This is a genomic window from Salinibaculum salinum (genome assembly GCF_037645885.1).
In the GTDB taxonomy this organism is placed as follows: Archaea; Halobacteriota; Halobacteria; order Halobacteriales; family Haloarculaceae; genus Salinibaculum; species Salinibaculum salinum.
In genome coordinates this window covers 17,764-40,507 of the sequence record NZ_JBBENW010000002.1, presented here as the reverse complement: position 1 = coordinate 40,507, position 22,744 = coordinate 17,764, and the positions used below count along the sequence as shown (strand labels likewise).

The 22,744-nt window shown below is 64.5% G+C and carries 28 protein-coding genes; 12 read left to right on the top strand and 16 right to left on the bottom strand.

Annotated elements, in window-relative coordinates; translation table 11 throughout:
- Positions 1-54: 54 nt before the first annotated feature.
- Positions 55-855: a helix-turn-helix transcriptional regulator gene (locus WDJ60_RS03100; protein WP_340098414.1), complete on the top strand. Its 801-nt coding sequence runs from the start codon at positions 55-57 to the stop codon at positions 853-855.
- 52 nt (positions 856-907) lie between these two features.
- Positions 908-1,525: a hypoxanthine/guanine phosphoribosyltransferase gene (gene hpt, locus WDJ60_RS03095; RefSeq protein ID WP_340098413.1), complete on the top strand. Its 618-nt coding sequence runs from the start codon at positions 908-910 to the stop codon at positions 1,523-1,525.
- A gap of 84 nt (positions 1,526-1,609) precedes the next feature.
- Here the strand turns inward: hpt and WDJ60_RS03090 are convergent, their stop codons facing one another.
- The 3 genes from WDJ60_RS03090 to WDJ60_RS03080 all read right to left on the bottom strand — a co-directional run bounded on the left by WDJ60_RS03090 (position 1,610) and on the right by WDJ60_RS03080 (position 4,542).
- Entirely contained in the window at positions 1,610-2,443 is an 834-nt protein-coding gene (locus WDJ60_RS03090) for an aldo/keto reductase (protein WP_340098411.1), read from the bottom strand.
- A gap of 70 nt (positions 2,444-2,513) precedes the next feature.
- Positions 2,514-3,791, bottom strand: a complete 1,278-nt coding sequence (locus WDJ60_RS03085) for an adenosylhomocysteinase (protein ID WP_340098410.1) — start codon at positions 3,789-3,791, stop codon at positions 2,514-2,516.
- Positions 3,792-3,876: 85 nt separating this feature from the next.
- The gene (locus WDJ60_RS03080; protein ID WP_340098408.1) at positions 3,877-4,542 is read right to left on the bottom strand and encodes a hypothetical protein; all 666 of its coding nucleotides are present in this window, start codon (positions 4,540-4,542) and stop codon (positions 3,877-3,879) included.
- Positions 4,543-4,722: 180 nt separating this feature from the next.
- Between WDJ60_RS03080 and WDJ60_RS03075 the strand changes: the two genes are divergently transcribed.
- Positions 4,723-5,604: an NAD(P)-dependent oxidoreductase gene (locus WDJ60_RS03075; RefSeq protein WP_340098406.1), complete on the top strand. Its 882-nt coding sequence runs from the start codon at positions 4,723-4,725 to the stop codon at positions 5,602-5,604.
- Here WDJ60_RS03075 and WDJ60_RS03070 read toward each other — a convergent pair whose 3' ends face one another.
- Positions 5,605-6,900 (bottom strand): amidohydrolase, encoded by a 1,296-nt coding sequence (locus WDJ60_RS03070; RefSeq protein ID WP_340098405.1) that lies wholly within the window; start codon positions 6,898-6,900, stop codon positions 5,605-5,607.
- A gap of 82 nt (positions 6,901-6,982) precedes the next feature.
- Between WDJ60_RS03070 and WDJ60_RS03065 the strand changes: the two genes are divergently transcribed.
- From WDJ60_RS03065 to WDJ60_RS03050, 4 genes are read left to right on the top strand one after another with little or no spacing between them, the layout of a single operon-like run.
- A complete protein-coding gene (locus WDJ60_RS03065; protein ID WP_340098404.1) occupies positions 6,983-8,248 on the top strand; it encodes an MFS transporter in 1,266 nt (421 codons plus the stop codon).
- 51 nt (positions 8,249-8,299) lie between these two features.
- Complete coding sequence (gene hisG, locus WDJ60_RS03060; protein ID WP_340098403.1) at positions 8,300-9,145, top strand: ATP phosphoribosyltransferase; 846 nt, start codon at positions 8,300-8,302, stop codon at positions 9,143-9,145.
- Positions 9,145-10,224 carry a DNA-methyltransferase gene (locus WDJ60_RS03055; RefSeq protein ID WP_340098401.1) on the top strand — a complete coding sequence of 360 codons (1,080 nt, stop codon included), beginning with the start codon at positions 9,145-9,147 and terminating at the stop codon, positions 10,222-10,224. Before hisG ends, WDJ60_RS03055 begins: the two co-directional genes overlap by 1 nt.
- Before the next feature lie 49 nt (positions 10,225-10,273).
- Complete coding sequence (locus WDJ60_RS03050; protein ID WP_340098400.1) at positions 10,274-10,765, top strand: metal-dependent hydrolase; 492 nt, start codon at positions 10,274-10,276, stop codon at positions 10,763-10,765.
- A 34-nt stretch (positions 10,766-10,799) separates the two neighbouring features.
- Here WDJ60_RS03050 and WDJ60_RS03045 read toward each other — a convergent pair whose 3' ends face one another.
- Positions 10,800-11,189 carry a DUF7473 family protein gene (locus WDJ60_RS03045; RefSeq protein WP_340098399.1) on the bottom strand — a complete coding sequence of 130 codons (390 nt, stop codon included), beginning with the start codon at positions 11,187-11,189 and terminating at the stop codon, positions 10,800-10,802.
- Positions 11,190-11,246: 57 nt separating this feature from the next.
- A complete protein-coding gene (locus WDJ60_RS03040; RefSeq protein ID WP_302082013.1) occupies positions 11,247-11,807 on the bottom strand; it encodes a TATA-box-binding protein in 561 nt (186 codons plus the stop codon).
- 228 nt (positions 11,808-12,035) lie between these two features.
- Between WDJ60_RS03040 and WDJ60_RS03035 the strand changes: the two genes are divergently transcribed.
- On the top strand, positions 12,036-13,001 hold the full coding sequence (locus WDJ60_RS03035) for a methyltransferase domain-containing protein (protein ID WP_340098396.1): 966 nt from the start codon (positions 12,036-12,038) through the stop codon (positions 12,999-13,001).
- A gap of 58 nt (positions 13,002-13,059) precedes the next feature.
- Positions 13,060-13,200 carry a rubrerythrin-like domain-containing protein gene (locus WDJ60_RS03030; protein ID WP_340098395.1) on the top strand — a complete coding sequence of 47 codons (141 nt, stop codon included), beginning with the start codon at positions 13,060-13,062 and terminating at the stop codon, positions 13,198-13,200.
- A gap of 19 nt (positions 13,201-13,219) precedes the next feature.
- Here WDJ60_RS03030 and WDJ60_RS03025 read toward each other — a convergent pair whose 3' ends face one another.
- Genes WDJ60_RS03025 through WDJ60_RS03005 form a run of 5 tightly spaced genes read right to left on the bottom strand, consistent with a single transcriptional unit; the run spans position 13,220 to position 16,148 of the window.
- Complete coding sequence (locus WDJ60_RS03025; RefSeq protein ID WP_340098394.1) at positions 13,220-13,768, bottom strand: GTP-dependent dephospho-CoA kinase family protein; 549 nt, start codon at positions 13,766-13,768, stop codon at positions 13,220-13,222.
- 1 nt (position 13,769) lies between these two features.
- The gene (gene spt4 / locus WDJ60_RS03020) at positions 13,770-13,967 is read right to left on the bottom strand and encodes a transcription elongation factor subunit Spt4 (protein WP_340098392.1); all 198 of its coding nucleotides are present in this window, start codon (positions 13,965-13,967) and stop codon (positions 13,770-13,772) included.
- 2 nt (positions 13,968-13,969) lie between these two features.
- Entirely contained in the window at positions 13,970-14,542 is a 573-nt protein-coding gene (locus tag WDJ60_RS03015; protein WP_340098391.1) for a DNA-directed RNA polymerase, read from the bottom strand.
- Positions 14,542-14,916 (bottom strand): PIN domain-containing protein, encoded by a 375-nt coding sequence (locus WDJ60_RS03010; RefSeq protein ID WP_340098390.1) that lies wholly within the window; start codon positions 14,914-14,916, stop codon positions 14,542-14,544. Before WDJ60_RS03010 ends, WDJ60_RS03015 begins: the two co-directional genes overlap by 1 nt.
- On the bottom strand, positions 14,913-16,148 hold the full coding sequence (locus WDJ60_RS03005; RefSeq protein ID WP_340098389.1) for a translation initiation factor IF-2 subunit gamma: 1,236 nt from the start codon (positions 16,146-16,148) through the stop codon (positions 14,913-14,915). Before WDJ60_RS03005 ends, WDJ60_RS03010 begins: the two co-directional genes overlap by 4 nt.
- A gap of 120 nt (positions 16,149-16,268) precedes the next feature.
- On the opposite strand from WDJ60_RS03005, the gene WDJ60_RS03000 reads away from it, so the two are divergent.
- Positions 16,269-16,814: a DUF1684 domain-containing protein gene (locus WDJ60_RS03000; RefSeq protein WP_340098388.1), complete on the top strand. Its 546-nt coding sequence runs from the start codon at positions 16,269-16,271 to the stop codon at positions 16,812-16,814.
- 34 nt (positions 16,815-16,848) lie between these two features.
- Positions 16,849-17,811, top strand: coding sequence for a DUF5787 family protein (locus WDJ60_RS02995; protein ID WP_340098387.1), 963 nt, complete (start codon positions 16,849-16,851; stop codon positions 17,809-17,811).
- Here WDJ60_RS02995 and WDJ60_RS02990 read toward each other — a convergent pair.
- From WDJ60_RS02990 to WDJ60_RS02980, 3 genes are all read right to left on the bottom strand, one after another.
- Complete coding sequence (locus tag WDJ60_RS02990; protein WP_340098386.1) at positions 17,808-18,023, bottom strand: hypothetical protein; 216 nt, start codon at positions 18,021-18,023, stop codon at positions 17,808-17,810. The two genes, WDJ60_RS02995 and WDJ60_RS02990, sit on opposite strands and share 4 nt — an antisense overlap.
- Before the next feature lie 73 nt (positions 18,024-18,096).
- Complete coding sequence (locus tag WDJ60_RS02985; protein ID WP_340098385.1) at positions 18,097-18,915, bottom strand: DUF7537 family lipoprotein; 819 nt, start codon at positions 18,913-18,915, stop codon at positions 18,097-18,099.
- Between the two features lie 45 nt (positions 18,916-18,960).
- The gene (locus tag WDJ60_RS02980) at positions 18,961-19,785 is read right to left on the bottom strand and encodes an MBL fold metallo-hydrolase (RefSeq protein ID WP_340098384.1); all 825 of its coding nucleotides are present in this window, start codon (positions 19,783-19,785) and stop codon (positions 18,961-18,963) included.
- Positions 19,786-19,879: 94 nt separating this feature from the next.
- On the opposite strand from WDJ60_RS02980, the gene WDJ60_RS02975 reads away from it, so the two are divergent.
- Complete coding sequence (locus tag WDJ60_RS02975; protein ID WP_340098383.1) at positions 19,880-20,233, top strand: hypothetical protein; 354 nt, start codon at positions 19,880-19,882, stop codon at positions 20,231-20,233.
- 22 nt (positions 20,234-20,255) lie between these two features.
- Here WDJ60_RS02975 and WDJ60_RS02970 read toward each other — a convergent pair whose 3' ends face one another.
- Both WDJ60_RS02970 and WDJ60_RS02965 read right to left on the bottom strand, forming a co-directional pair.
- Complete coding sequence (locus WDJ60_RS02970) at positions 20,256-21,587, bottom strand: ATP-binding protein (RefSeq protein WP_340098382.1); 1,332 nt, start codon at positions 21,585-21,587, stop codon at positions 20,256-20,258.
- 103 nt (positions 21,588-21,690) lie between these two features.
- Positions 21,691-22,638: a D-2-hydroxyacid dehydrogenase gene (locus WDJ60_RS02965; RefSeq protein ID WP_340098381.1), complete on the bottom strand. Its 948-nt coding sequence runs from the start codon at positions 22,636-22,638 to the stop codon at positions 21,691-21,693.
- Positions 22,639-22,744 lie beyond the last annotated feature (106 nt).

Genomic DNA, 22,744 nt, shown 5'->3' with positions numbered 1-22,744 from the left:
TCGATCCCCTGGCGGCCAAAAGTATAATTAGCTGGTTCTCGACTGGATTGGTGGATGGCTGATACGTCTGCCGCAATCGGCACCCTGTCGTTTCTCACCCGATCGGAACCCCGGACGCGGATACTGCTGCAACTACTGTCTTCGGGGTCGCTGTCGCGTCGGCAGTTTCGTGACCAACTCTCTGTCTCCCGGTCGACGATTACGCGCGCACTCGCCGCACTCGAGGAGCGTGACCTGGTCGGCCACGACGGCGGGACGTATCACCTCACCCCGACGGGTCGGATCGTCGCGGAGACGATTGCGGACGCCGTCGATACGCTACAGGTGACTGACGAACTGTCGACGTTTCTCGAGTGGTTCCCCTACTCGGAGTACGACATCGACCTCGACGATTTTCGGACGGCCGACATCACCGTCTCGACGGAAGTTGACCCGTACGCCCCCTCACGCAAACACGCCGAATCACTCGGTGAGTTCGACCAGTTTCGGATGCTGTTACCGTCTATCGATCTGCAAGTTGCCCGAAGTACCGACGACCGACTCAAGAACGGGGACCTGGACCTAGAGCTGCTCGTCTCACCGGAGATGGAGGAGACGATTTCTACTGGTGAGTTCGCGTCGGTGCTTCGCGAGCAAATCGAATCCGGGAGTATGACAGTTCTGATCAGTGCCGACCCGATACCGTTCTATCTCGGACTCTCCAGGAGTGATACTGTCCAGATCGGTGTCGAGGACGACGAGGGGTTCCCACGAGCGGTCCTTGAATCCGACACCGAAGCGCTGCGATCGTGGTGTGAAACGGTGTACCGACAGTTCCGTGCGGATGCCCGGACGAAATCTGCCGACGAGTTCTGAGCGAACCATCTATCTTCGATACTACTTTGAGGCTGAACACAGAGGCCACAACATGCATCGACTTCGCGAGTCAATCGAGGCGGCACCGCTCGTCGACAAGGACGGCTATTCCTATCTCGTTCACCCGCTCAGCAACTGCGTTCCGGCGCTCGACCCGAAACTCCTCCGTGAGACGGTCGTCCGCATCATGCGCGCGGCAGAACTCGAGAACGTCGACAAGATCGTCACACCCGAAGCGATGGGCATCCACATCTCGACGGCCCTCTCGATGATGACCGACATCCCGCTCGTCGTCATCCGCAAGCGCGAGTACGGTCTCGACGGCGAGGTCTCCCTGTCCAAATCCACGGGCTACTCGGAGGGCGAGATGTACATCAACGACGTGGCTGCCGGCGACCGCATCCTTCTGGTGGACGACCTCATCTCCACCGGTGGCACGATGCGGGCCATCGTCGAAGCGCTCGACGATATCGGCGCGGACATCGCCGACATCGTCATCGCTATCCGGAAGGTCAACGGCGAGAACGAACTCGCCGGTATCGACCACTCGGTCCAGACGCTCATCGACATTGAAATCAGTGACGGCGACGTTTTCATCGTCAACGAGAACGGCAGCAGCGGCCGCGAGGCGAGAGGAGAACTCTCTCGAGAACCCACGCCCGTCGAGTAGCGCGGCGCTGCCGCTGTCGGGTGTCGCCTCGCGTCTCGATGCAGTACTGTGTCGGCTAGTTGTGGTTCCGCTGACGCACGTCGATTATATTGGTAACGACCGCATCAGCTTCGGCAACTTGTTTTCCAGTCGGATACGGAGTCCGCCGCGCAACTCGTGGATGCGCGTCATCTCTTCATCGGTCAGCTCGAAGTCGAAGACCGCGAGGTTCTGCGCGAGGTGATCGCGGCTGGTCGAGCGAGGAATCGCCATGACCTGTTCCTGCTGGACGAGCCAGCGGATGGCGACCTGTGCTGCCGTCTTCTCGTAGCGCTGCCCAATCTGGCTCAGTTCCTCGCGACCGACGACGGCACCCCGTGCGAGCGGGCTGTAGGCGGTCAGCGCCACGTTCGCATCCACACAGAACTGCTGGAGAGCACGCTGGTCGGTGAGCGGGTGATACAGCACCTGGTCGGTGACGAGTGGTACATCGGCAATATCTATCGCCTCCGTGAGTTGCGACCGGGTGAAGTTGCTCACGCCGAGATGGTTCACGAGCCCGTCGTCGCACAGATCTTCCATCACAGAGAGTGTCTCCGAGACGGGGACTCGCGGGTGTGGCCAGTGAATCAACAGCAGGTCGACGTAGTCGACGCCCAACCGGTCGAGACTGGCTTCGACTGCCGGCCGGACGTCCTCTGCCGCGAGATTCGAGCGCCAGACCTTCGTCGTCAGGAAAACCTCGTCCCGGTCGACCGGCGCGCGCTCGATGCCAGCACCGACTGCTGTCTCGTTGTCGTAGTATTCGGCAGTGTCGACGTGTCGATAGCCGAGTTCGAGAGCTGTCTCGACTGTGCGTCGACACTCTACGCCGGAGAGCTCGAAGGTGCCGACGCCGAGTGCGGGAATCTCGGCGTCGCCTGCGGAGACGGACTCCATACTCAACGTCTCTCGGACGGTCCTGTAATTTCTGTGGTCCCAGCCGACAGTTCTGCGCGGATAGCCGGCGCTACGTTCCGTGCTGCCAGCTCTCCATGTACTCGCGCTGGTCGTCGGTCAGGTCGTCGTAGGCGACGCCCTCGGCGTCGAGTTTGATTTCCGCGACTTCCTTGTCGAGTTCGTCGGGCACGTCATGGACGCCTGGTTCGTAGTCGTCGCCGTTCTCGACGAGTTCTCGAACGCTGACCGCCTGCACGCCGAAACTCTGGTCCATCACTTCGACCGGATGACCCAGCGCGATGGGCGTCGCGAGGTTGACGAGTCGCCCCTCCGCGAGGACGTTCAGCCGACGCCCGTCTGCCATCTCGTAGGCCTGGACGCCGTCGCGTGCCTCGTACGTGTCGACTGCCCTATCGGAGAGCGCGTCGAGGTCGATTTCCACGTCGAAGTGGCCGGCGTTCGCCAGCAACACGCCGTCCTGCATGGCGTCGAAGTGCTCGTCGACGATGATATCGCGGTTGCCGGTCGTGGTGATGAACACGTCGCCCTCCTCGGCGGCTTCGGCCATCGGCAGCACGTCGTAGCCCTCCATGTGGGCTTCGAGCGCGCGACGGGGTTCGATTTCCGTGACGACCACGTCGGCGTTCTGGCCGCTCGCTTTCTTCGCGACACCCTTGCCACAGTGGCCGTAGCCGGCGACGACGACGGTCTTGCCGGCCCACGAGAGGTTCGTCGTCATGGCGATGGAGGCAAGCGAGGACTCGCCGGTGCCGTGGACGTTGTCGAACAGGCGCTTCATCGGGGTGTCGTTGACGGCGAACATCGGGTACTCGAGCGCGCCGTCCTCGTCCATCGCGCGCAGGCGGTGGACGCCCGTCGTCGTCTCTTCGGCTCCACCGACGATGGAGTCGATGAGTTCGGGGTAGTCCTCGTGGATGGCGGCGACGAGGTCCATCCCGTCGTCGACGGTGATGGTGGGTTCGTGTTCGATGACCGCCTCGATGGCGGCGTAGTACTCCTCGTCGTCGACAGCGCGGCGGGCGTAGGAGGTGACGCCGTCGACGGCGTCGAGCGCGGCGCTCACGTCGTCGTGTGTCGAGAGCGGGTTGCAGCCGGTGATGGCGACTTCCGCGCCACCGGCGGCGAGCACCTCGGCGAGAATTGCGGTCTTGGCTTCGACGTGCATCGCCATGCCGATTCGCTGGCCGGCAAACGGTTGGTCGGCTTCGAACTCCTCGCGCAGGGCGGCCATGATGGGCATATGCTGGCGTGCCCACTCCATCTTGCGCTGGCCGGACTCGACGGCGTCGGCGGGGTCGTCGAGTTGCTCGCGGATAGGGGATGTCATACCCAGTAGATGGGGGAGCGATCAAAAAACCCTACCGAAGCGGGGACAGCAGTCGGCTATTCAGTCCACCGAACGCGTCGGTGACTCAGGACTGCCCTGCGTGATCCGGGGGACCGTGGCGGTCGTCATCGTCGTTGTCTTCCTCATCTTCATCATCGTCGTCGCTTTCACTTTCTTCGTCGATTTCCTCGGCATCCTCTGCTTCGTCATTGCCGGGACCGGCATCGGCCGGTGGCCCCTGTTTGTCGTCGTCAGGGCCAGCATCAGCGGGCGGACCACCACTTTCGGGTCCGCTGGGTCCAGCATCGTCAGGCGGTCCCTGCGTGCCGTTCGGACCCACGTCTTCCGGTGGGCCGCGGTCATCGGTTTCGTTCTCGTCTGCGTCGTCACCACCGACGACCCAGGACGGCGGACCGGCGTGGTCGGGCGCGTTGCCGGGGTTGTTCGAGACGACGAACGACGCGACGAGCGGTCCGAGCGGCCCGCTTTCGTTCTCTTTTGCATCGTCGACGAACGAAGAGACCTGCAGGCCGAACGGGAGTGACCCGCTGTCAGTCTCGTTGCCGACCGAGTCGTTCCCGGCCGTCTCGTCGTCCGTGGTCGAATCATCAGTTGTCGAGTCGTTTCCGGCAGTCTCCTCCGTGGTATTGCCAGCCGTGTTTCCTGCGTCTCCGGCCGCCGCTACCCCTGCCAGCGGCGTCGCACACAGTAGCAGCGTCGCCAACACCAGTGCACACAGTTTGCGCGTCATGCTTGTTCTTCTGTGCAGCTTACTTCCCACTAAACCCCACACGTGGTTCAGGCTGTTTACCAGTCGTTCACGCCAGCTCAGACTCGCTCAGAATCGGCTATACGGTTTAGAAACAGAACTCGTCGTTTAACAGCCGTCCGCGGCGGAACGCATTATTGAGTCGCGTTCGAACGGCCGTCCATGGAGCAAATTGGCTTCATCGGACTTGGCGCGATGGGCGAACCGATGGCGTGGCACGTTGCCGACGAATACGACCTCGGGGTCTACAACCGCACTGCCTCCAGGATGGACCCGTTTGCGGACGCTGGCGTCCGCACGTACGACACACCGGCCGCACTCGCAGCAGATTCGGAGGCCATTGTCACGATGCTCACTGGGCCCGAGGCGCTTCGAGCGGTCACACTCGGCGAGGACGGCGTTCTGGCGGGACTCCGCGAGGGAACTGTCGTCGTCGACGCCTCTACCGTCTCCCAGGGGGCGACTGAAGAGGTGGCTGCGGCCGTTCGTGAGGCGGGCGGAGCCTACGTCGATGCGCCTGTTCTCGGGACCATCGGCCCTGCGGAGTCTGGCGACTTGCTGGTACTTGCGGGAGCCGACGAGGATATTTTCGCCGAAACGAAGTCGCTCCTCTCGGTGTTCGGCGACGTCCGTCACGTCGGCGGCGTCGGCGATGGAACGAGCATGAAACTCACGACGAACCTCATGCTCGGTGTGCTGATGGAGGGGTTCGCGGAGGCGCTGGCCTTCGCCGATGGGCAAGACCTGCCGCTGGAGGAGGTGCTCGACGTGATTCAGGGCGGCGTCCTCGGTGCGCCGCTGTACGACTACAAGGGGCCAGTCGTCCGTGAGCGTGACTTCACGCCGCAGTTTCCGGTCGACCTGCTGTTCAAGGACCTGAATCTCGCTCTCGACGCGGCCGGCGAGACGGAGGTGCCCCTGCCGGCGACGGCGGCGACCCGCGAGGCTGCGAGCGCTACACGCGCGCTCGGTCACGGCGGGGAGGACATGATGGCACTGCTGAAACACCTCGAAGCAGTCACCGGGCGCACTGTCGGGGAGTAGTCACTCCGCCCGCGCGACGAGTGCCTGCGCACGCTCTTGTGCCTGTTCGAGCGCGGCCGCTTCGTCGATAGTCGTCAGCTCGCGGTCTCGCATCAGCACCTGGCCGTCACAGACGGTGTGGCGAACGTCGCTCCCGCTGGCGGCGTACGCGAGATGGCTCACGAGATCGTGCTGTGGCGTCAGATGGGGCGCGTCCAAATCAACGACGGCGAGGTCGGCGTTCGCACCCTTTTCGATACGCCCGCTGTCGATACCGATGGCGTCGGCGCTGCCCTGCGTCGCGATCTCGACGGTCGTCGCCGCGTCGACGGCGCTGGCGTCGTCGGCGGCGAGTTTGCCCAGCATCGCGGCGTCGCGCATCTCGTCGAACATGTCGAGGTCGTTGTTCGAGGCCGCACCGTCCGTCCCGAGGCCGACAGTCACGCCGGCGTCGAGCAGTTCCTGGACGGGTGCCATCCCGCTGGCGAGTTTCATGTTCGAGGCTGGGCAGTGGACGACGGCTGTGCCGCGATCGGCGAGCAACGCCATCTCCGAGCGGTCGACGTGGACACCGTGGGCGATGAAGGAATCATCGGCCAGGAGCCCCAGTTCGTCGGCCCAGTCGAGCGGTCGGCGGTCGCGTTCCTCGACGATGGGGTCGACCTCGTCGGTCGTCTCGTTGGCGTGGAAGTGAATCGGGACGCCGGCCGCCTTCGCTTCGGGGACGAACTCGTCAAAGTGGTCCTCGAACACCGTCGTCAGCGAGTGTGGCGTGAACATCGTCTCAACGCGGCCGTCTGCCGTGCCGTCGTACTCCCGGGCGAAGTCGATGCCCTCCCGGAAGTCCGCGCGGGCGCTCTCGTCGTCCTTGCCCACGGAGATACAGCCGTGACCCAGACGGGCGCGAACGCCCGTCTCGGCGACCACGTCGGCGACTTCGGGCATGAAAAAGTACATATCGGCGAAGGCGGTCGTCCCCGAGCGAATCATCTCGGCGATGCCGAGACGAGCGCCGGCGGCAACGTCCTCGGCCTTCAGTTCCGCCTCGACCGGCCAGATGTCCTCCTGTAGCCACGCGTCGAGCGGTTTGTCGTCGGCGTGACCGCGAAACAGCGTCATCGCGACGTGGGTGTGGGCGTTGACGAGGCCGGGGATGACGAGGTCGCCGTCGGCGTCGAGCGTGTCGGCCGCGCTGGACGCGATGTCCGTCCCAACGGCCTCGATTGTGCCGGCGTCCTGGTCGACGAGTACGTCGGCCCTGTCGACGGTCGCGTCCGGTCGGAGGACGCGCCCGCCGGTGACGAGAAGTGAACTCATACCGCGGCGTTTGCCGCCGGGGAGTGTCAATCCTCGGATTGAGAGCGTCAGCGTCTTTCCCGTCGGTCCCCTTCTCTCGGTAGTGTCATCCACCGTTCGTTCGACACTCGCAACTCTCCGGGAGACGCTTCAGGACGTTCACGGCGACGGCCGCGGCTGGACGCTCCTCGCGGTTGCTGCTGGCTGGTTTTTCGTCCTCGGACTGCGCTTTGTTGTCCCCGCACTCCTGCCGTCTATCACCCAGGATTTCTCGGTCTCGAACGCCACCGCTGGCGGGGCCATTACGTTGCTGTGGGTTACCTACGCTATGATGCAGTTTCCCGCTGGCGCACTCGTCGACCGCCTCGGTGAGCGTCGCCTGCTGGTCGCCAGCGTTCTTGTCGGCGCGGCCGGACTGGTCGGCTACGCGTTCTCACCAACGTTTGGTGTGTTCCTCGCGGCGACGGCCGCCTTCGGCTTCGGGACGGGGCTGTACGGCCCACCCCGCGGAATCGTCCTCTCGCGAACCTTTCCCGACCGCGATGGGCTCGCCTTCGGCGGCGTGCTGGCAGCAGGGAGTCTCGGCGCGGCGCTCCTGCCGGCGATTGCGACGGTCGTCGCCGCGGTCGCTGGCTGGCGGACGGCTATCGCCATTACGATACCCGGCTTTCTGGTGGCTGCACTCGCGCTCTGGCGGGTCGTTCCCGGCGGGCAGTCGGCTGGCGCGGTCCCGGCGACCGACGGCGGCACGGAGAGTGTCCGCGCCGTCGCCGCAGCAGTCGCCGATGCAATCCGGACGCGCCGCATCGGCCTCGCCGTTCTCGGCGTGACGCTGATGCTCTTTATTTTTCAGGGGCTGACTGCCTTCTTTACGACCTACCTCGTCAATGTCAAGCACCTTTCGGCGGGGACCGCTGGTCTGCTCTTTGGCCTGCTGTTCGTGTCGGGTGCCGTCTGGCAGTCGGTCGGGGGCGGACTCGCGGACCGCTACGGGCACGGTCCTGTCCTCGCCGCCGTCGCCTTCTCCGGCGTCGTCCCGCTAGTCGCGTTGCCCTTCGCCTCTGGGACGCTGGTTCTCGCTGTTTTGGCGGTCTGTCTCGGCGTCCGTCTCTCGATGGGACCGGTGACAAACTCCTACATCGTCTCGCTGCTCCCGACGGCAGTTCGCGGGACTGCGTGGGGGTTACTTCGGACTGGCTTCTTCACTGTCGGCGCGTTCGGTTCGACGGTTGTGGGAGCGATGGCAGATCGCGCGCTCTTCGCGGAGGCGTTCTTCCTGCTGGCCGGGTTGTCGGCACTGGCTGGCGTCGTCTATCTGTTCTTGCCCGCGCGCGAGGGTGGGCGCGAGCGGACGACTGGGACAGATTGAGTCCTGCCGAGAGAGGGAAAGACAGTTGCCCGCCGAGTGTGACCTGCCAGTATGCGCATTGCCGTGCCCAACAAGGGCCGTCTCCACGACCCGACACTCGATCTGCTGGAGCGTGCCGGCCTCCACCTCGTCGACGGGGCCGACCGCAAACTCTACGCTGACACCGTCGACCCCGACGTGACCGTCCTCTTCGCTCGTGCCGCAGACATCCCCGAGTACGTCGCCGACGGGGCCGCCGACATCGGTATCACCGGCTACGACCAGGAACAGGAATCGGAAACCGGCCTCGTGGATTTACTCGACCTCGGCTACGGCTCCTGCCGACTCGTGCTGGCCGCACCGGAGGAGGGTGATATCGAAACGGTTGCCGACCTCGACGGCGGTACCGTCGCGACCGAGTTCCCGAACATCACCCGTAATTATTTTGCGGACAAAGCTGTCGACGTGGACATCGCGGAAGTCTCTGGCGCGACGGAACTCACGCCACACGTCGATATCGCCGACGCTATCGTCGACATCACCTCCACCGGAACGACGCTGCGGATGAACAGACTGGGCATCGTCGACGAAGTGCTGAGTTCTTCCGTCCGTCTCTTTGCCCGTCCCGACACGAAAGACGACGAGAAAGTCGAGCAGGTGACCACTGCACTCGCCTCGGTGCTCTCGGCGGAGGACAAACGCTACCTGATGATGAACGTCCCGGAGGAGAAGCTACAGGACGTGAAAGACGTGATTCCGGGGATGGGTGGGCCGACGGTGATGGACATCGCCGGCGGTGAGCTGGTCGCGGTCCACGCCGTCGTCGAGGAGAGCCGCGTCTTCGAGACCATCAGCGACCTCAAGGAGATGGGCGCGAGCGACATTCTCGTGACTGAAATTGAGCGCCTCGTCGAGTGATGGCCGACGACGACAGCGCACCATCTGCTGACGGGGCCTTCGAAACGACGCACCGGGTCACCATCGGCGACGCCCGGGACCTCTCCGTTCCCGACGAATCGGTCGAACTGGTCGTCACCTCACCGCCCTATCCGATGATAGAGATGTGGGACGACCTCTTTGCGACGCTCGCACCCGATGCGGGCAGCGCGCTCGCTGCCGGGAACGGACAGGCGGCCTTCGACGCGATGCACGACGCACTCGACGAGGTGTGGGCGGAACTCGACCGGGTGCTCGTCCCCGGTGGCATCGCCTGCATCAACGTCGGCGACGCCACGCGGAAGGTCGACGGTCGCTTCCGCGTCTATCCGAACCACGCCCGCATCACAGACACGTTTGAGAGACTGGGTTTCGACCCGCTGCCGGACGTGCTCTGGCACAAACCGTCGAACAGCGCGGCGAAGTTTATGGGGTCGGGAATGGTTCCGCCCAACGCCTACGTCACGCTCGAACACGAGTACGTGCTGGTCTTTCGGAAGGGATCACGGCGGTCGTTCGAACCCGGCGCTGCCCACCGCTACGAGAGCGCCTTCTTCTGGGAGGAGCGAAATCGGTGGTTCACCGATCTCTGGACGGACGTGCGCGGCCGCGTGCAGGACCTCGCAGCCGAGGAGTTGCGCGACCGCGCGGCCGCCTACCCCTTCGAGATCCCGTACCGGCTGATCAATATGTACTCCGTCTACGGCGATACCGTGCTGGATCCCTTCTGGGGGACAGGGACGACGACGCTCGCGGCGATGGTCGCCGGCCGCAACTCCGTGGGATGCGAACTCGACAGGGAGTTTCTGGCGCACTTCGACGAGCGCGTCGGCGATGTTCCCGACCTCTCCCGGACCGTGATAGCGGACCGCCTCGACGGCCATCGCGAGTTCGTCGCCGATTGCCGGGCCGACGATGACGACTTGCGCTACGACGCCGACCACTACGACTTTCCGGTCCGAACCAAGCAAGAACGGGAGATTCGCTTCTACGAGGCCAGTGACGTGACCACTATCGAGGACGGCGACCGCCGATATCGCGTCGACCACGACCCGGTGTGACTGGGCAGTGACCAGAGAAACCTAAGACCGCTCGGTCCCTTCGACCGGTGTGTACCAGAAGGGTCACTACGGCGCGGCGCTGCTCGCGTACGCGCCCATCGGATTTGTGGTCGCTGTCGCCGGCTTCCGGCCGCTGGCGTTTGCCGGCGGTGCCGTCGCCGTCGCGCTCGCGATGGTACCCGACTTCGATACCCGGATTCCGTTCGTCGACCACCGCGGACCGACCCACACCGTCTGGTTTGCCGTCTTCGTCGGCCTCGCTGTCGGCACGGCGGGGCTGCTTTTCGGTGAGGGACTGGGTGTCGTTTCGGCGATAGCACTCGCCGGGTTTGGCTTTCTCGTCGGCTTCGTCACGATCTGCTCGCACATCGCCGCTGATTCTATCACGCCGATGGGCGTGACACCGTTTACGCCGTTTTCGAGTCGACACATCTCCTACGATCTGGTGTTGGCGAAAAACAGGGCTGCGAACTGGCTGTTTCTCGCGGCCGGCGTACTCACGACTGGCGGGGTGTTCACGCTGGCCCTGCTGGTCGTCTGAGACGGAGCGAACGACGAAACCGTCTGTTCGCAAATTAGATGAACCCGAAGAGGTTGCCGAGTGCGATGCCGAGCACGGCGGCGAAGGTGAAATGGAGGAGCGTGAGCGGAATCGCCGAGGACCACTTCAGGCGGTAGACGAAACTGATGGCGATAGCGTCAGCCAGCAGCGTCGCACCGATCGTGATGAGGACGCCGACGCCGGGGGAGACGATGCCGCTGCCGATGCCGTACTGCTGGAGAAGCAGACTCACGAGAGCGGGCACGGGTGCGACGGTGGCGGCGCGCTGGCTGGGCACATCACCGATAAAAAAGGTGGCTGCCAGGTGGAGCGTGACGGCGTAAAACAGCGTCGCCAGCAGAAAGGTGACGAGAAGCGCGAGCAGTCCACCGCCCGTGATGTCCACCGAAGACTGGAGGAGCATACGCTGGCTTGGGCTGGCGCTATCTTGTAGGCTGTGTTCTGGAGAGAGACGGGTCGCTTACTCCAGGAGGCCGAGGTCTTCGAGACGCGAGACGATTTTGTCGACGGCTTCGCGCGCGTCGTCGGGCTTCTTTCCGCCGGTGATGACGAGTTTGCCCGAGCCAAACAGCAGCGCCACCACGTCGGGGTCGTCCAGCCGGTAGACGAGACCGGGGAACTGCTCGGGTTCGTACTCGATGTTCTCCAGTCCGAGCCCGATTGCGATGGCGTTGAGATTGAGATTACGGCCCAGGTCCGCGGAGGTGACGATGTTCTGGACGATGATTTCCGGCTCCTCGTCGACCTCGATGTTCAGTTCGCGGAGCTTGTCGAAGACGATGCGGAGGCTCTCGTGGACGTCGTCGGTGCTCTTTGCACCGGTACAGACGATTTTCCCCGAGCGGAAGATGAGTGCCGCCGATTTGGGCTCCTGTGTCCGATAGACGAGACCGGGGAACTGCTCCGGATCGTAATCGGCCCCTTCAAGATCCATCGCCACGCTCTGGAGGTCGAGCTCCTGCCCGATTCCAGTCGAGGCGACGACGTTTTCGATGTTGATGGTCTCCTTTGGGTCAACCATGACTCGACTTAAACGTCGTATTTAAAGCATATAAAGGTTCGTGGCATGGCCACGACCGCCGCATCAGAGAGCGGTCAGAATCCTGACGTTCGACTGTCCTGACGGTGACGATGTCTGCATTTATAAGAGAATGTTGCCGGCATTTGCCGGGGTCGAGCCTGCGTTTTCAGGGCGAGCGGGCAGGTGGCTGACCGATACGCTGATAGGCACGCCGTCGTCAGACAGCATGTGTACGTACTCGAACTCGGCGGACAGGACGACGAGTTTGCGGCGTTCGAGGCCGAGAGCGCTGCCTCTGACGTGACCGTCCTCGCGCCGGGGCTGGCGACCGCACGCGGTGTCACCGACCGGATTCGCACTCTGGCGTACACACACGCCGCGAGCGAACTCCTCGGGCAGTGCGACCCTGATGTGGACAGCGCCCGCACGCTGCTCGAGGCGACCGCGATTCAGCGCACCGGGAGCGTCGCCGTCCGCGCCGAAAACGTCCGGGGTCGGACCGATATCGACACCCAGCGAGCAGAGCGGGAACTCGGACAGGTCCTCGTCGACCGCGGCCACGCCGTCGACCTCGACGACCCCGACAACGAACTCCGCGTCCTCTTTACCGAGGAGACCTGCGCCGTCGGGTGGCTCGTTACCGAGAGCGTCCGCGACTTCGGCGACCGCAGACCAACCGACCGCCCCTTTTTCCAGCCCGGAAGCATGGACCCGCTGCTGGCGCGCGCACTCGTCAACATGGCCGGGGCGCGCCCGGGCGCGACCGTGCTGGACCCGATGTGTGGCACCGGCGGAATTTTGCTCGAAGCGGGCCTCGTCGGCGCGCGCGCGCTCGGCCTCGACGCACAGGAGAAGATGGTCCGGGGCACCCACCAGAACCTCGCGGCTGGTCTCGACACTGGGTGGGACGTTGTCCGTGGTGACGCACGCTCGCTCCCCGTCGCCGACGACGCCGTCGATGCCGTTGTCTTCGATGCCCCGTACGGCCGCCAGTCGAAAATCGAGGGGGAAATAAACAGTCTCGTTCTCGACGCCCTGCAGGAGGCTCACCGGGTCGCTCCGCGGTGTGTCATCGTCGGCGACCGGCCGTGGGCACAGCCAGCCCACGAGGCCGGCTGGACGACCGAGGCCGCCTTCGACCGGCAGGTCCACCGCTCACTCACTCGATACGTGCTCGTTTTGCGTCGGATTTGAGCCAACTTGTTACATAATCACAAGCTTATTGCGTACTGTTACCGTAGCTCGTACAGAGATGACAAAAGAAGACCCGGCACCGTCGCAGGCACCGATCTACGAGTGTCTCGACTGCGGAACGCGCGTCGAGGACCCGGATGGACGGCTCTGCACGTGCGGTGGATACCTGCAGAATATCAGCGTCCCGCGTCCGCAGTAACTCGCGCGCGATCTTTACACTACTCGTCCAAAAGCACTGACCAGAGGCGTCGCGGCTCGCCGTCCATCTGCGAGAGGAGGTCCCGCGCACGGTCGGACGTCGTCCGGGTCACTTCCACGTGGACCATCCCCTCGCCGGGTTGGCCGTAGACGACGCTCGCACCGGTCGGTGCGGCGACTAGCGCCGGCAGCGTCGCCAGGTCTTCTTCGCCGTCGACGACGATGAGCGTCGTCTCTTCGCCGGCTCGCTGGATCGCCGTCCGGAGCGCCGTCAGTAACTCCGCGGTCAACGTGGCAGGCGGGTTCGACACCGTGACCTCACGGTCGAATCCCTCGAAGGCGTCGACGACGCTGTCCTCGACGGCCGTGCGCTCGGTGTGTTCGTCGACCAGGGCCACGTCGGGGATCCGACCTGCCCGCAGCAGGTGGTAGGTGACCATGTCGCCGACGGTGATAATCGGTTGCTGGGCCGTTGCCAGCAGTTCTTCGGTGTCGGTGTAAATCGGGCCCATCGGCTCCTTGAGCTTCGGGCGCAACGCCGGCTGGAGTTCGACGACTGCCTCTGTCACACTACCGTACCTTCAGTGCGTACTGCCCCGGTTCCGTGACGCCCATCTCGGCGGCAATCTCGCTCTCCTCGGGATGGGTAATAACGACGTAGCCCGCCCAGTCTTCGGTCAGCGAGGTGGAGCCACAGGACTGACAGGAGTCTGTCTCGACGGATTCCTGGACGCGGTGGCACTCGCGGCAGACGAGTCTGTCAGCCATGCTCACTCACCTTCCGCCTGTGCCTGGCGACTCTCGCGCTCTTCTTTCAGCCAGCCGTGTTTGCCCAGTCCGACCTGTTTGGCGGTGAGGCCGATCTTCGAGTCCCGCGGGTTGCGCTCGTCGATGCTCTTGGTGACGATGCGCGTCCGGACGGCGTCACCGACGCCCAGCGTCCGGTTGGATTCGCGTGAGGCCAGCGCCTGTCCCTCCTCGTCGTAGGCGAGATACTCGTCTGAAATCTGGGAGACGTGTAACAGTCCGTCGACCGGACCGATGCCGACGAAGGCGCCGAAGTTGACCACTTCGACGACCTCGCCGTCGACGACTTCCTGCATCTGCGGGTCGAAGGTGACCGCGTCGAACTCCGCTTCGAAGTAGACGCCCTCTTTCCCTGGCAGGACCGCGCCGTCGCCGATATCTTTGACTTCGATGACCGATACCACAGACCCCACGTCCTCGTCGACGCGCCCCTCCAGTTTGTCCTGGAGCAGGTTCTTGACGAGGGCGGGCGTCACGTCCGCCAGATGCTTGGGCGGAACCTCGACCGTATCGCGTAGTGTGACCCGTTTGTACATTAGTTAGTGATGCCGAGTTTGTTCTTCCCCCGTAAACTAATTACTGATACGTCCGCGTCGCGCAGACGCTGTTGTAGGGGTTTGTCGTTCGTCACGACGTGTGTCACGTCGTCTGCCTGTGCCAACTCGATGACTGCGTCGTCCGCGTACGCCGCTGTCGTCTCCTGGACACGACACCGCTCGACGAGGTCCAGCCCGACGCTGGCCGCCGTCGCCTCCTCGCTCGAACCATCTGCGAGTTTGGTGAGTTCCTCGACGACTGCCCGTGGCGTCACGCAGTCGGGCGACCCGAGGAGCCTATCGAGTTCCTCGAACACCCGGACGTTACATTCGACGGGCATCATCAGCGCGTTCGTGTCCAGCACGACGCTCATTCCCGGAGCGTCCCGAAGCCGATGAGTCGCCAGCGCGCGCCGACGCGGCGGTTGATGGCGATTTTGACGCCCGGCTCGGCACAGACGGGGCGTTTCAGCGCCACCTCACACTCGCCCGAGCGGGCGCTCGTGACCGACCCGACCGTCGTCGCCGTGCCCACGGTGAGCATCAGCGGCTCGCCGGTCGAGATCTCGTCGACCTCCTCTTCCTCTGCGTCCGCGCCGACGATGCGGTCCAGCAGTTCCACGTCCATCGTGAACTGCTCGTGGACCGGCGGCAGCGTACCCGGCGGGCCAGCGACCTGTCCCGCGAGCGCGTCACCCTTCGTGATGGCGGGGTCGAGTCCCGTCCCGACACCCAGCAGTCCACCTGGTGTCGCCGTCTCGACGGGGTTGCCGCCTGCCTGCAGCGACCGGACGGTGGTCTCGACGGGTTGCCACTCGGTCTGGCCGCCTTCCTCGACCTCCCGGCCGGGTTTGAGTTCGATGTCGTCGTCGGGTTCGAGTTCGCCCGCGACGAGCGACCCGCCGAGGACGCCGCCAGCGAGCTCCTCCCAGGTCGTGCCCGGGCGGTTGATGTCGAAGGAACGCGCGACGAGCATCTCGGCGTCGGCGTCGGGGTCCCGGTCCGGCGTCGGAATCTCTTCTTCGATGGCGTGCATGAGGAGGTCCATGTTGACCTCCTGCTGGGCGCTGATGGGGACGATGGGTGCCCCTTCGGCGACGGTGCCTTCGACGAAGTCCTGAATCTGCTCGTAGTTCGCCTCGGCCTGCTCGCGGTCGACGAGGTCGACCTTGTTCTGCGCGATGACGATGTTCTCGATGCCGATGATATCGAGCGCCATCAGGTGTTCTTCGGTCTGTGCCTGTGGTACCGGTTCGCTCGCCGAGATGACGAGCACGGCACCGTCCATGATGGCGGCACCCGACAGCATGGTGGCCATGAGCGTCTCGTGGCCGGGTGCGTCCACGAAGGAGACCGTCCGGAGCGGCTCACTTTCTGAGCCGTCCGGACACTCCTCGTCGACGGTGTACCGCTCCGGTTCGTCCATATCCGGACAGTGTCGGAAGGTTGCGTCGGCGTAGCCAAGACGGATGGAGATACCGCGTTTCATCTCCTCTGAGTGCTGGTCCGTCCACTGGCCACTCAACGCCTGGACCAGGGTGGTCTTCCCGTGGTCGACGTGGCCGACGAGCCCGATGTTTACCTCCGGTTGTTTGTTCGCTGTCATCTCGACAGTAATCCTGGTAGAGGTTCGCCCCCTGCCGGTGATAAACCTACTGTTTGCGCTTTTTTGCTGCCCCCGCTCGCCAGCCGCCGGACTGATACTCCCCGCTCTGTTAGGGTGGCTATGACCGAGACCGACGCGTGGGCCGAGCGTCTCCGCGAGAACCGCGCCGAGAAGGACCGCTTTCTCTCCGAGCACCGCCAGTCGCCAATCCCGCCCGAAGACCGCGACGACTTCGAGGGGTTGGACTACTTCGACCCCGACCCGACGTATCGTGTCGAGACGACTGTCACCGCCCACGACGACCCCGAACCGGTCGAGATGGACACCAGCGACGACCGCACCGTCCGTTATCTCCGGGTCGTGACCTTCGAGTTCGAACTCGACGGCGAGAGCTACGAACTCGCGGGCTACCAGCAGGAGCCTGCCGAAGACGACACCATCTTCGTCCCCTTCCGGGACAAGACGACCGGCCAGCAGACCTACCACGGCGGTCGCTACATGGAACTGGAACCCGACCGCGCGCTCGAAGACGGGGACGCGGTCACCATCGATTTCAACATCGCCTACTCCCCGTTCTGCGCCTACAGCGAGACGTTCTCCTGTCCGCTCCCGCCCGAGGAAAACTGGCTGGAGACGACCATCGAGGCCGGCGAACGGACGCTCTGACGGCTTTTTATACGACCGCTGTCTACGCTGGGGTGTGTCCGAGTTCGCCTTCGAGCTGGCACTCTGTGCCCACTTCGAACGGGAACGCGATGCCATCGTCAGCCGTCAGCTCGGCACCGCGATCCACGACCGGCGCATCCTCGATACGCTCCTCGTCGAACCCGGGCCGGGCTTCGACGAGCGGGCCGCCATCACCAGCGAGCGCATCCCGCTGCCGGCGATCGAGAGCGACGTCGGTCCCGGCTCGGCCCGCTTCTGGAAGGATGCCTTCGACTGTCATCCCGACCGCGCGCGCTCGCTCGTCGAGTGGGCCGTCGACGTGGGGTTTTTCGAACGCGAGCGCCGCTCCGGCCGCACGTACGTCCGCCAGACGACCCGCTACCCCGACGACTGGTTCGACCGCATCGTCGGCATCGAGAACAAACCCGACCTCGGTCGGCCCGGCGCGCTCGAAACGCAACTGCTGACCGACGTGACACTCGCGCTCGTCGACGAAGTCGTCCTCGCAACGGAATCCCACGTCACCGGCGCGCATCTGAATCGGATTCCAGAGGCTGTCGGCGTCTGGCGATTCGACCCCGAGTCCGGCGAGCGGACCGTAATTCGAGAGGCTGAGCCGCTGCCGACAGACGAGGCCGGCATCGAAATCGTCGAGCGAACCAGTGCGCGAACCGAAATCAGGGTCGCGACCGCCGCGGAGAAGGCACGCGCACGCTGTCGGGTCGCCGAACGCGCCTACGGCAAGGGCTGGCGAACGTTCGATTTCCCGGACTGCGCTCGCGTCGCGCCCGACGACGACGGGCTGCCGTACTGTCCGTACAAGGAGCGCGTCGTCCGGCCAGCGACCGACTGTGGGCCCGCCTGTGGGGGTCACGACCCGACCGACGCACCAGACCAGAACATCGACGGCCTCCGCGCGGCGCGGACGCCGTGGGAGCCGGACCCCGCTGGTCGAAAACGCCGCCAGAGCGGGCTGGACCGCTACGTCGACGACTAGTTCGACCCGACGAGCGATTCGATGGTGTCGGAGTAGAAGGCAAAGACGAGATAGACCACTGCGAAGACGACGGCGAACAGCCCGACTTCGACGGGGTCGACCGTCTGGCGCATCACGAAGGAAATGACCGCGTAGGCGGCGGCTCCGACCGCGACGATGATGCTCAGTGCCAGTACAAGATGCTGTTCAATGATGTCGTCACAGTCGCCCATGCACTGTGGGACGGGTCCCATTGGAAAATCGTTCGTCCCAAACCAATGTGGGTGTATCGGCTCTCGGCTCGGTTCAGCTCGCCTCTGAGAGCCAGCCGGGCTCCTCGACGCTCGTCGAGCCGACATTCGAGAGGTTCGTCGTCGCGTCGATGCTCGTCGTCCCCTGTTGGGTGGTGACCGTGTACGCGATGTCTACCTGCCTGACGGCACCGTCACTGTCGACGTACAGCGTGCCGCTCGCGTCCTCGATGGTCGCGTTCTCGCCGAGTCCGAGGGTATCTCTGTCGGGCTCGCCGGTCAGCGAATACTCGGTGACTGCGTCGCCGTCGACTTCGCTACTCCCGGACTGTTCCCAGGCAAAGCCGTCGACGATTCCGGTGTAGTTCTGTGCGAAGGCGGCGGTGTTGACCGGCTGAATGCCGCCGAAGCTCTGTGGCTCACCGTCCTGCTGGTCGTAGGAGGTCTCGCCCTGGGCGGTCTGCTTGCGGTAGGAGGTACTGCCGTCCGTATAGACGACGGTGGACTGCTCCTGGGCCCCGTCACCGCTATCGACGGTCTGTGTCTGGTTCCGGATGCCGCGGTCGTCGTCGAGGTTGACTCGAAGGGTCGACTCACTCGTCGAGGTCTGTTCTTCGCCGCCCTGACTTGTCGTGAACGTCGTGGTCGTTTCGACGGTAAACGAGCCCGCGCTCTCGACGCTATCGCTCGTCGCGTCCGTCAGCGTCTGCCCGTCGAGGTCGGCCCCGGCCACGTCGTAGCCCGACCCGCTGGCACCGTCGCCGTTTCCGTCGTTGGCGCCGTTGCCACCAGTGAGGCTGCTACAACCCGCCGTCGCAACCAACAGTGCAACCGTCGCTGTCAGCAACAATCGTTTCAGCCGCGTCTTTTCCATATCGGTGCGTATCAGGGGCGACCAAAACCCCTGTCGGTCTCGCGCTCACAGCTGGAACCGCTCGCCGTCGACGGCCAGGTCCGCGTCGAAGGCCCGTTCGGGCGGCGTGAAATGCGAGACGTGGACCAGCCGATGGCGGTCGGCATCCAGATTGGCCGCGAGCGCACGCGCGCCCTCGAAGGTCATGTGTTTCGTCCCGAACGTCCGCGGGACCCCATCGCTGTCGTGATGCTTGCCGCCCAGCGAGTGCTGTTCGCAAAAGCCGGCGTGGACGATGCCGTCCGCAATCAGCAGGTCCGGATTGCGGAGTGCGTCCCGCGAGACGTCCGGGATGTCGTAGGTTGTGTCGCCGCTAATCGACAGCTTCGCGCCAGTCTCTGGGTCTTCGACGACGAGCCCGTAACAGACCAGTGGCGGGTGGTCGACGGGAACGAGCCGGCAGTCGAACCCCGCTGCCTCGAACGACTCCAGTGGCGTCTCGCCAGATACGTCGAGTGCGGCGAGGTAGTCGTACTGTCGCTGAACCGTCTCGGCGACGCTTTCGCCCGTCTTTGGGTCGGTCCGGTTTGTGGCGTGGACCGGTAGCGACCGGGTCAGCCGGAAGACGTTGCCCAGACCGTGGAGGTGGTCGAAGTGAATGTGGGTGATGATAACGGCGTCGGGGGCCGGGAGATCCTCGCGGAGGAACTGCTGGCGAAAGTCGGGGCTGGCATCGACCAGCAGCGACTCGCCGGTCCGTTCGTTGTGGACGTGGACGGAAAAGCGAGTGCGCTCGACGTTCCGGTTTTTGGCCTCGGTACACGTCTCACAGTCACAGCCGACCGTCGGCGTCCCCGTGGTGTCGCCCGTCCCGAGTAGTGTGACCTCCATCACGTCGGGGGGTGGGGCCGACAGCGCCTAAATGGTCCGACTCGAAATCGGCCGGGGACGGCGGTTATTTGTTGGGCCAGTCCCTGGGAATGATATGGCGAAGGCCGCACTCGTCGTGTACGCGGGAACCGACGACTCCTCGGATGCCGGACGCGTCATCAACGCGATGGTCGCCGCGAGGGAGTTCATCGAGGCCGGTGACGAGGTCAGGCTCATCTTCGACGGAGCCGGCACCCAGTGGATTCCGATTCTCGAATCCGCGGAGTACGAGTACCACGACCTCTACACTGTCGTCCGGGACGTGGTGGCCGTCTGTGAGTACTGCGCGAGCGCCCACGGCGTCGACAACGCCGTCCTGTCGGCGGATCTCGATCGCCTCTCAGCCAACGACGGCCACCCGAGCATCCGCTCGCTGGTCGACGACGACTACGAAATCGTCACGTTCTGAAACTCGTCGACGGCGTGTCCAGTCAGTGGTCGTGGTCGTGACCGTCGCTGCCGCCACCGAGGTCACCGCCAGCGACCAGCGCGTCGTGGTCTCCCTCTATCATGTCCATGTTCTTCAGCGTGTCACGCTCTTCGAAGTCCTCGACGGCGTCCCTGAGGTCCTGCTGGGTCAGCGTCGTCCGCTCCTCGGTCAGCGCGTCGAGCACCGCTTCCCGGAGCACCAGTCGGAGGTCGCTGCCGGTCAGCCCCTCGGTAATCTCTGCCAGCGCACCGGGGTCGAAATCGAGGATGTCCATCTCGCGGGTGACGATCTCGAGGATGTCCGAGCGCATGTTGCGGTCGGGTTTGGGGAAGTTGACGATTTCGTCGAAACGTCGCCACGCGGCGGCGTCCAGCTGGTCGGGGTGGTTGGTCGCGCCGATGAGGAGCACCTCGTCCTGCACGAGCGAGACTTCGTCGATGCTCTTCAGGAGCGTGTTGACCGCGCGCTTGATGGCGGCGTGTTCGTCGCTCGACCGGGTCTTGGCGACGAAGTCGAACTCGTCGATAAAGAGGATACACGGCGAGAGGCGCTTTGCCACCTCGAAGGTCTTCTCGACGTTCTTGGCGGTTTCGCCGAGATACTGACTGGTGATCATCGAGAGTTTGACCTCGACGAAGGGGAGGTCGAGTTTGCGTGCGAGCGCGCGAGCCACCGTCGTCTTCCCCGTCCCCGGCGGGCCGACGAACAGGAGCTTCCCGATTTCACGGAGGCCGATGGAGGCGAGGTACTCGCGGTGTTCGATGGCCTTGACGATCTTGAGAATCTCGTTTTCCTGGTCCGCTGTGAGGACGATATCGTCGAGGGTCATCTCGATCTCCGAGGGCGCGCGAACGTCCACGAGGTCGAGCATCTCTCCCTCCTCGTCCTCGTCGAAGTACTCCGAGAGGAGGTCGTCGATGACTGCGCGGTCGGCTCGGGAGGGTCGGTTCTGCCGCCGGGCACTCTCGTAATCTGCCCCCTCAATTTCGCTTTCGAAGTGCTTGGCGATGACGGGATTGTCCTGGATGTCGCTGGTGGTCGCGCGGTCGTGGAACCACTCTTCGGCCATCTCGCGGTCGGTGAAGGTGAGCGAACCGTCGAAGTCGTCCTTGTCGGTGAACATTAGTCCCGAGATGACGTTCCAGGGCTCGTCGACGCCCGTCGCCTCGGCGGCCGTCTCCATCGTCGGGGTGAGTGGTCGCTCGATTCGTCCGTCGCTGTAGAACACGGCGCGATACGACGGCGGCAGGTCGTCCGGCTCCAGTGTCTTGTCTTCGCTGTAGACGTTGGCCGTCAACACGAACTCGACGACGGCTAACTCCGGGTCGTTCATTCCCACAAACGTTGCCACGCAATCGTCATAAGTGCCTCGAATTGCCGGTCAGTACCCGGGTCACCCACCGGCGTTCGGCCGTTGCCGCTCGCTGCCCGCCGTCTCAGACCGCGCGATTCCGCAGTTGCTCGCCGCGGTCCCGTCGGTCGAGGTTCTCCGTCAGGATGTCCGCGACGCGTTCGTAGTACTGCGGTGTGTCTCCGGAGTTGTGCGGCGTGACGAGGACGTTCGACAGCGTCCACAGCGGGTGGTCTTCCGGTAGCGGTTCGGGGTCGGTCACGTCCAGTGCGGCCCCGCGGATGTCGTTGCTGCGGAGGGCGGAAACGAGGGCGTCCGTGTCGACGACGGGGCCGCGTGCGACGTTGACCAGCACCGATTCGGACGGGAGCGTCTCGAACACTGACTCGTCGACGAGACGTTCCGTCGCGTCGGTCAGCGGGCAGGCCAACACCAGATAGTCCGTCCGGGCACACGCCTCGTGTATCTCGTCGAACCCGAGGACCTCGTCGGTCGGCCCGCCCTTCTCGGGCGTGTAGCGAACGCCGACCGTCTCGACGCCGAACGGATCGAGGCGGTCGACGACCGTCTCACCGATGGCGCCCAGTCCGACGACCGTCACGGTGCTGCCCTTGAGTTCCCGCGTCTGGTAGTGTCGCCACTCGCGGCGCTGTGTCTGTTGCCACCCCTGGTGAAGTCCACGAGCGAAGCTGAGCATCGCCCCGACGACGTACTCCGCGATGTTCGGGCCGTGGACACCCGACGCGTTCGTGACAGCGATGTCTCGCTCCTCGAAGGCGGTCAGCGGGAGGTGACCGGTCCCGGCGAACAGACAGGCAAAGAGCTCCAGTTCCGTGGCTGCGTCCAGCAACCCCTCGTCCATCCGAAATCCCGTTACGACCGGTGCAGACGCGACCAGTTCCCGTTCCTGTTCGGGCGTCTGTGCCAGCCGGACGTCTCTGTCCGGCAGCCGTTCGCGGAGTGTCTCGGCGTACGCTTCGATTGGTCGTCCGTGGACGCTCTTCCGGAGCACGACGACGTCTGGATCGCTCATACAGAGAGGGACGTCCCCATCTGCCTTATCGATGGGTGGCGGAAACTCCAGTTCTCTCGCTCACCGTTTGTGAGCGTTTAACAGGCAGGCGGTCGTTGTCGGGACC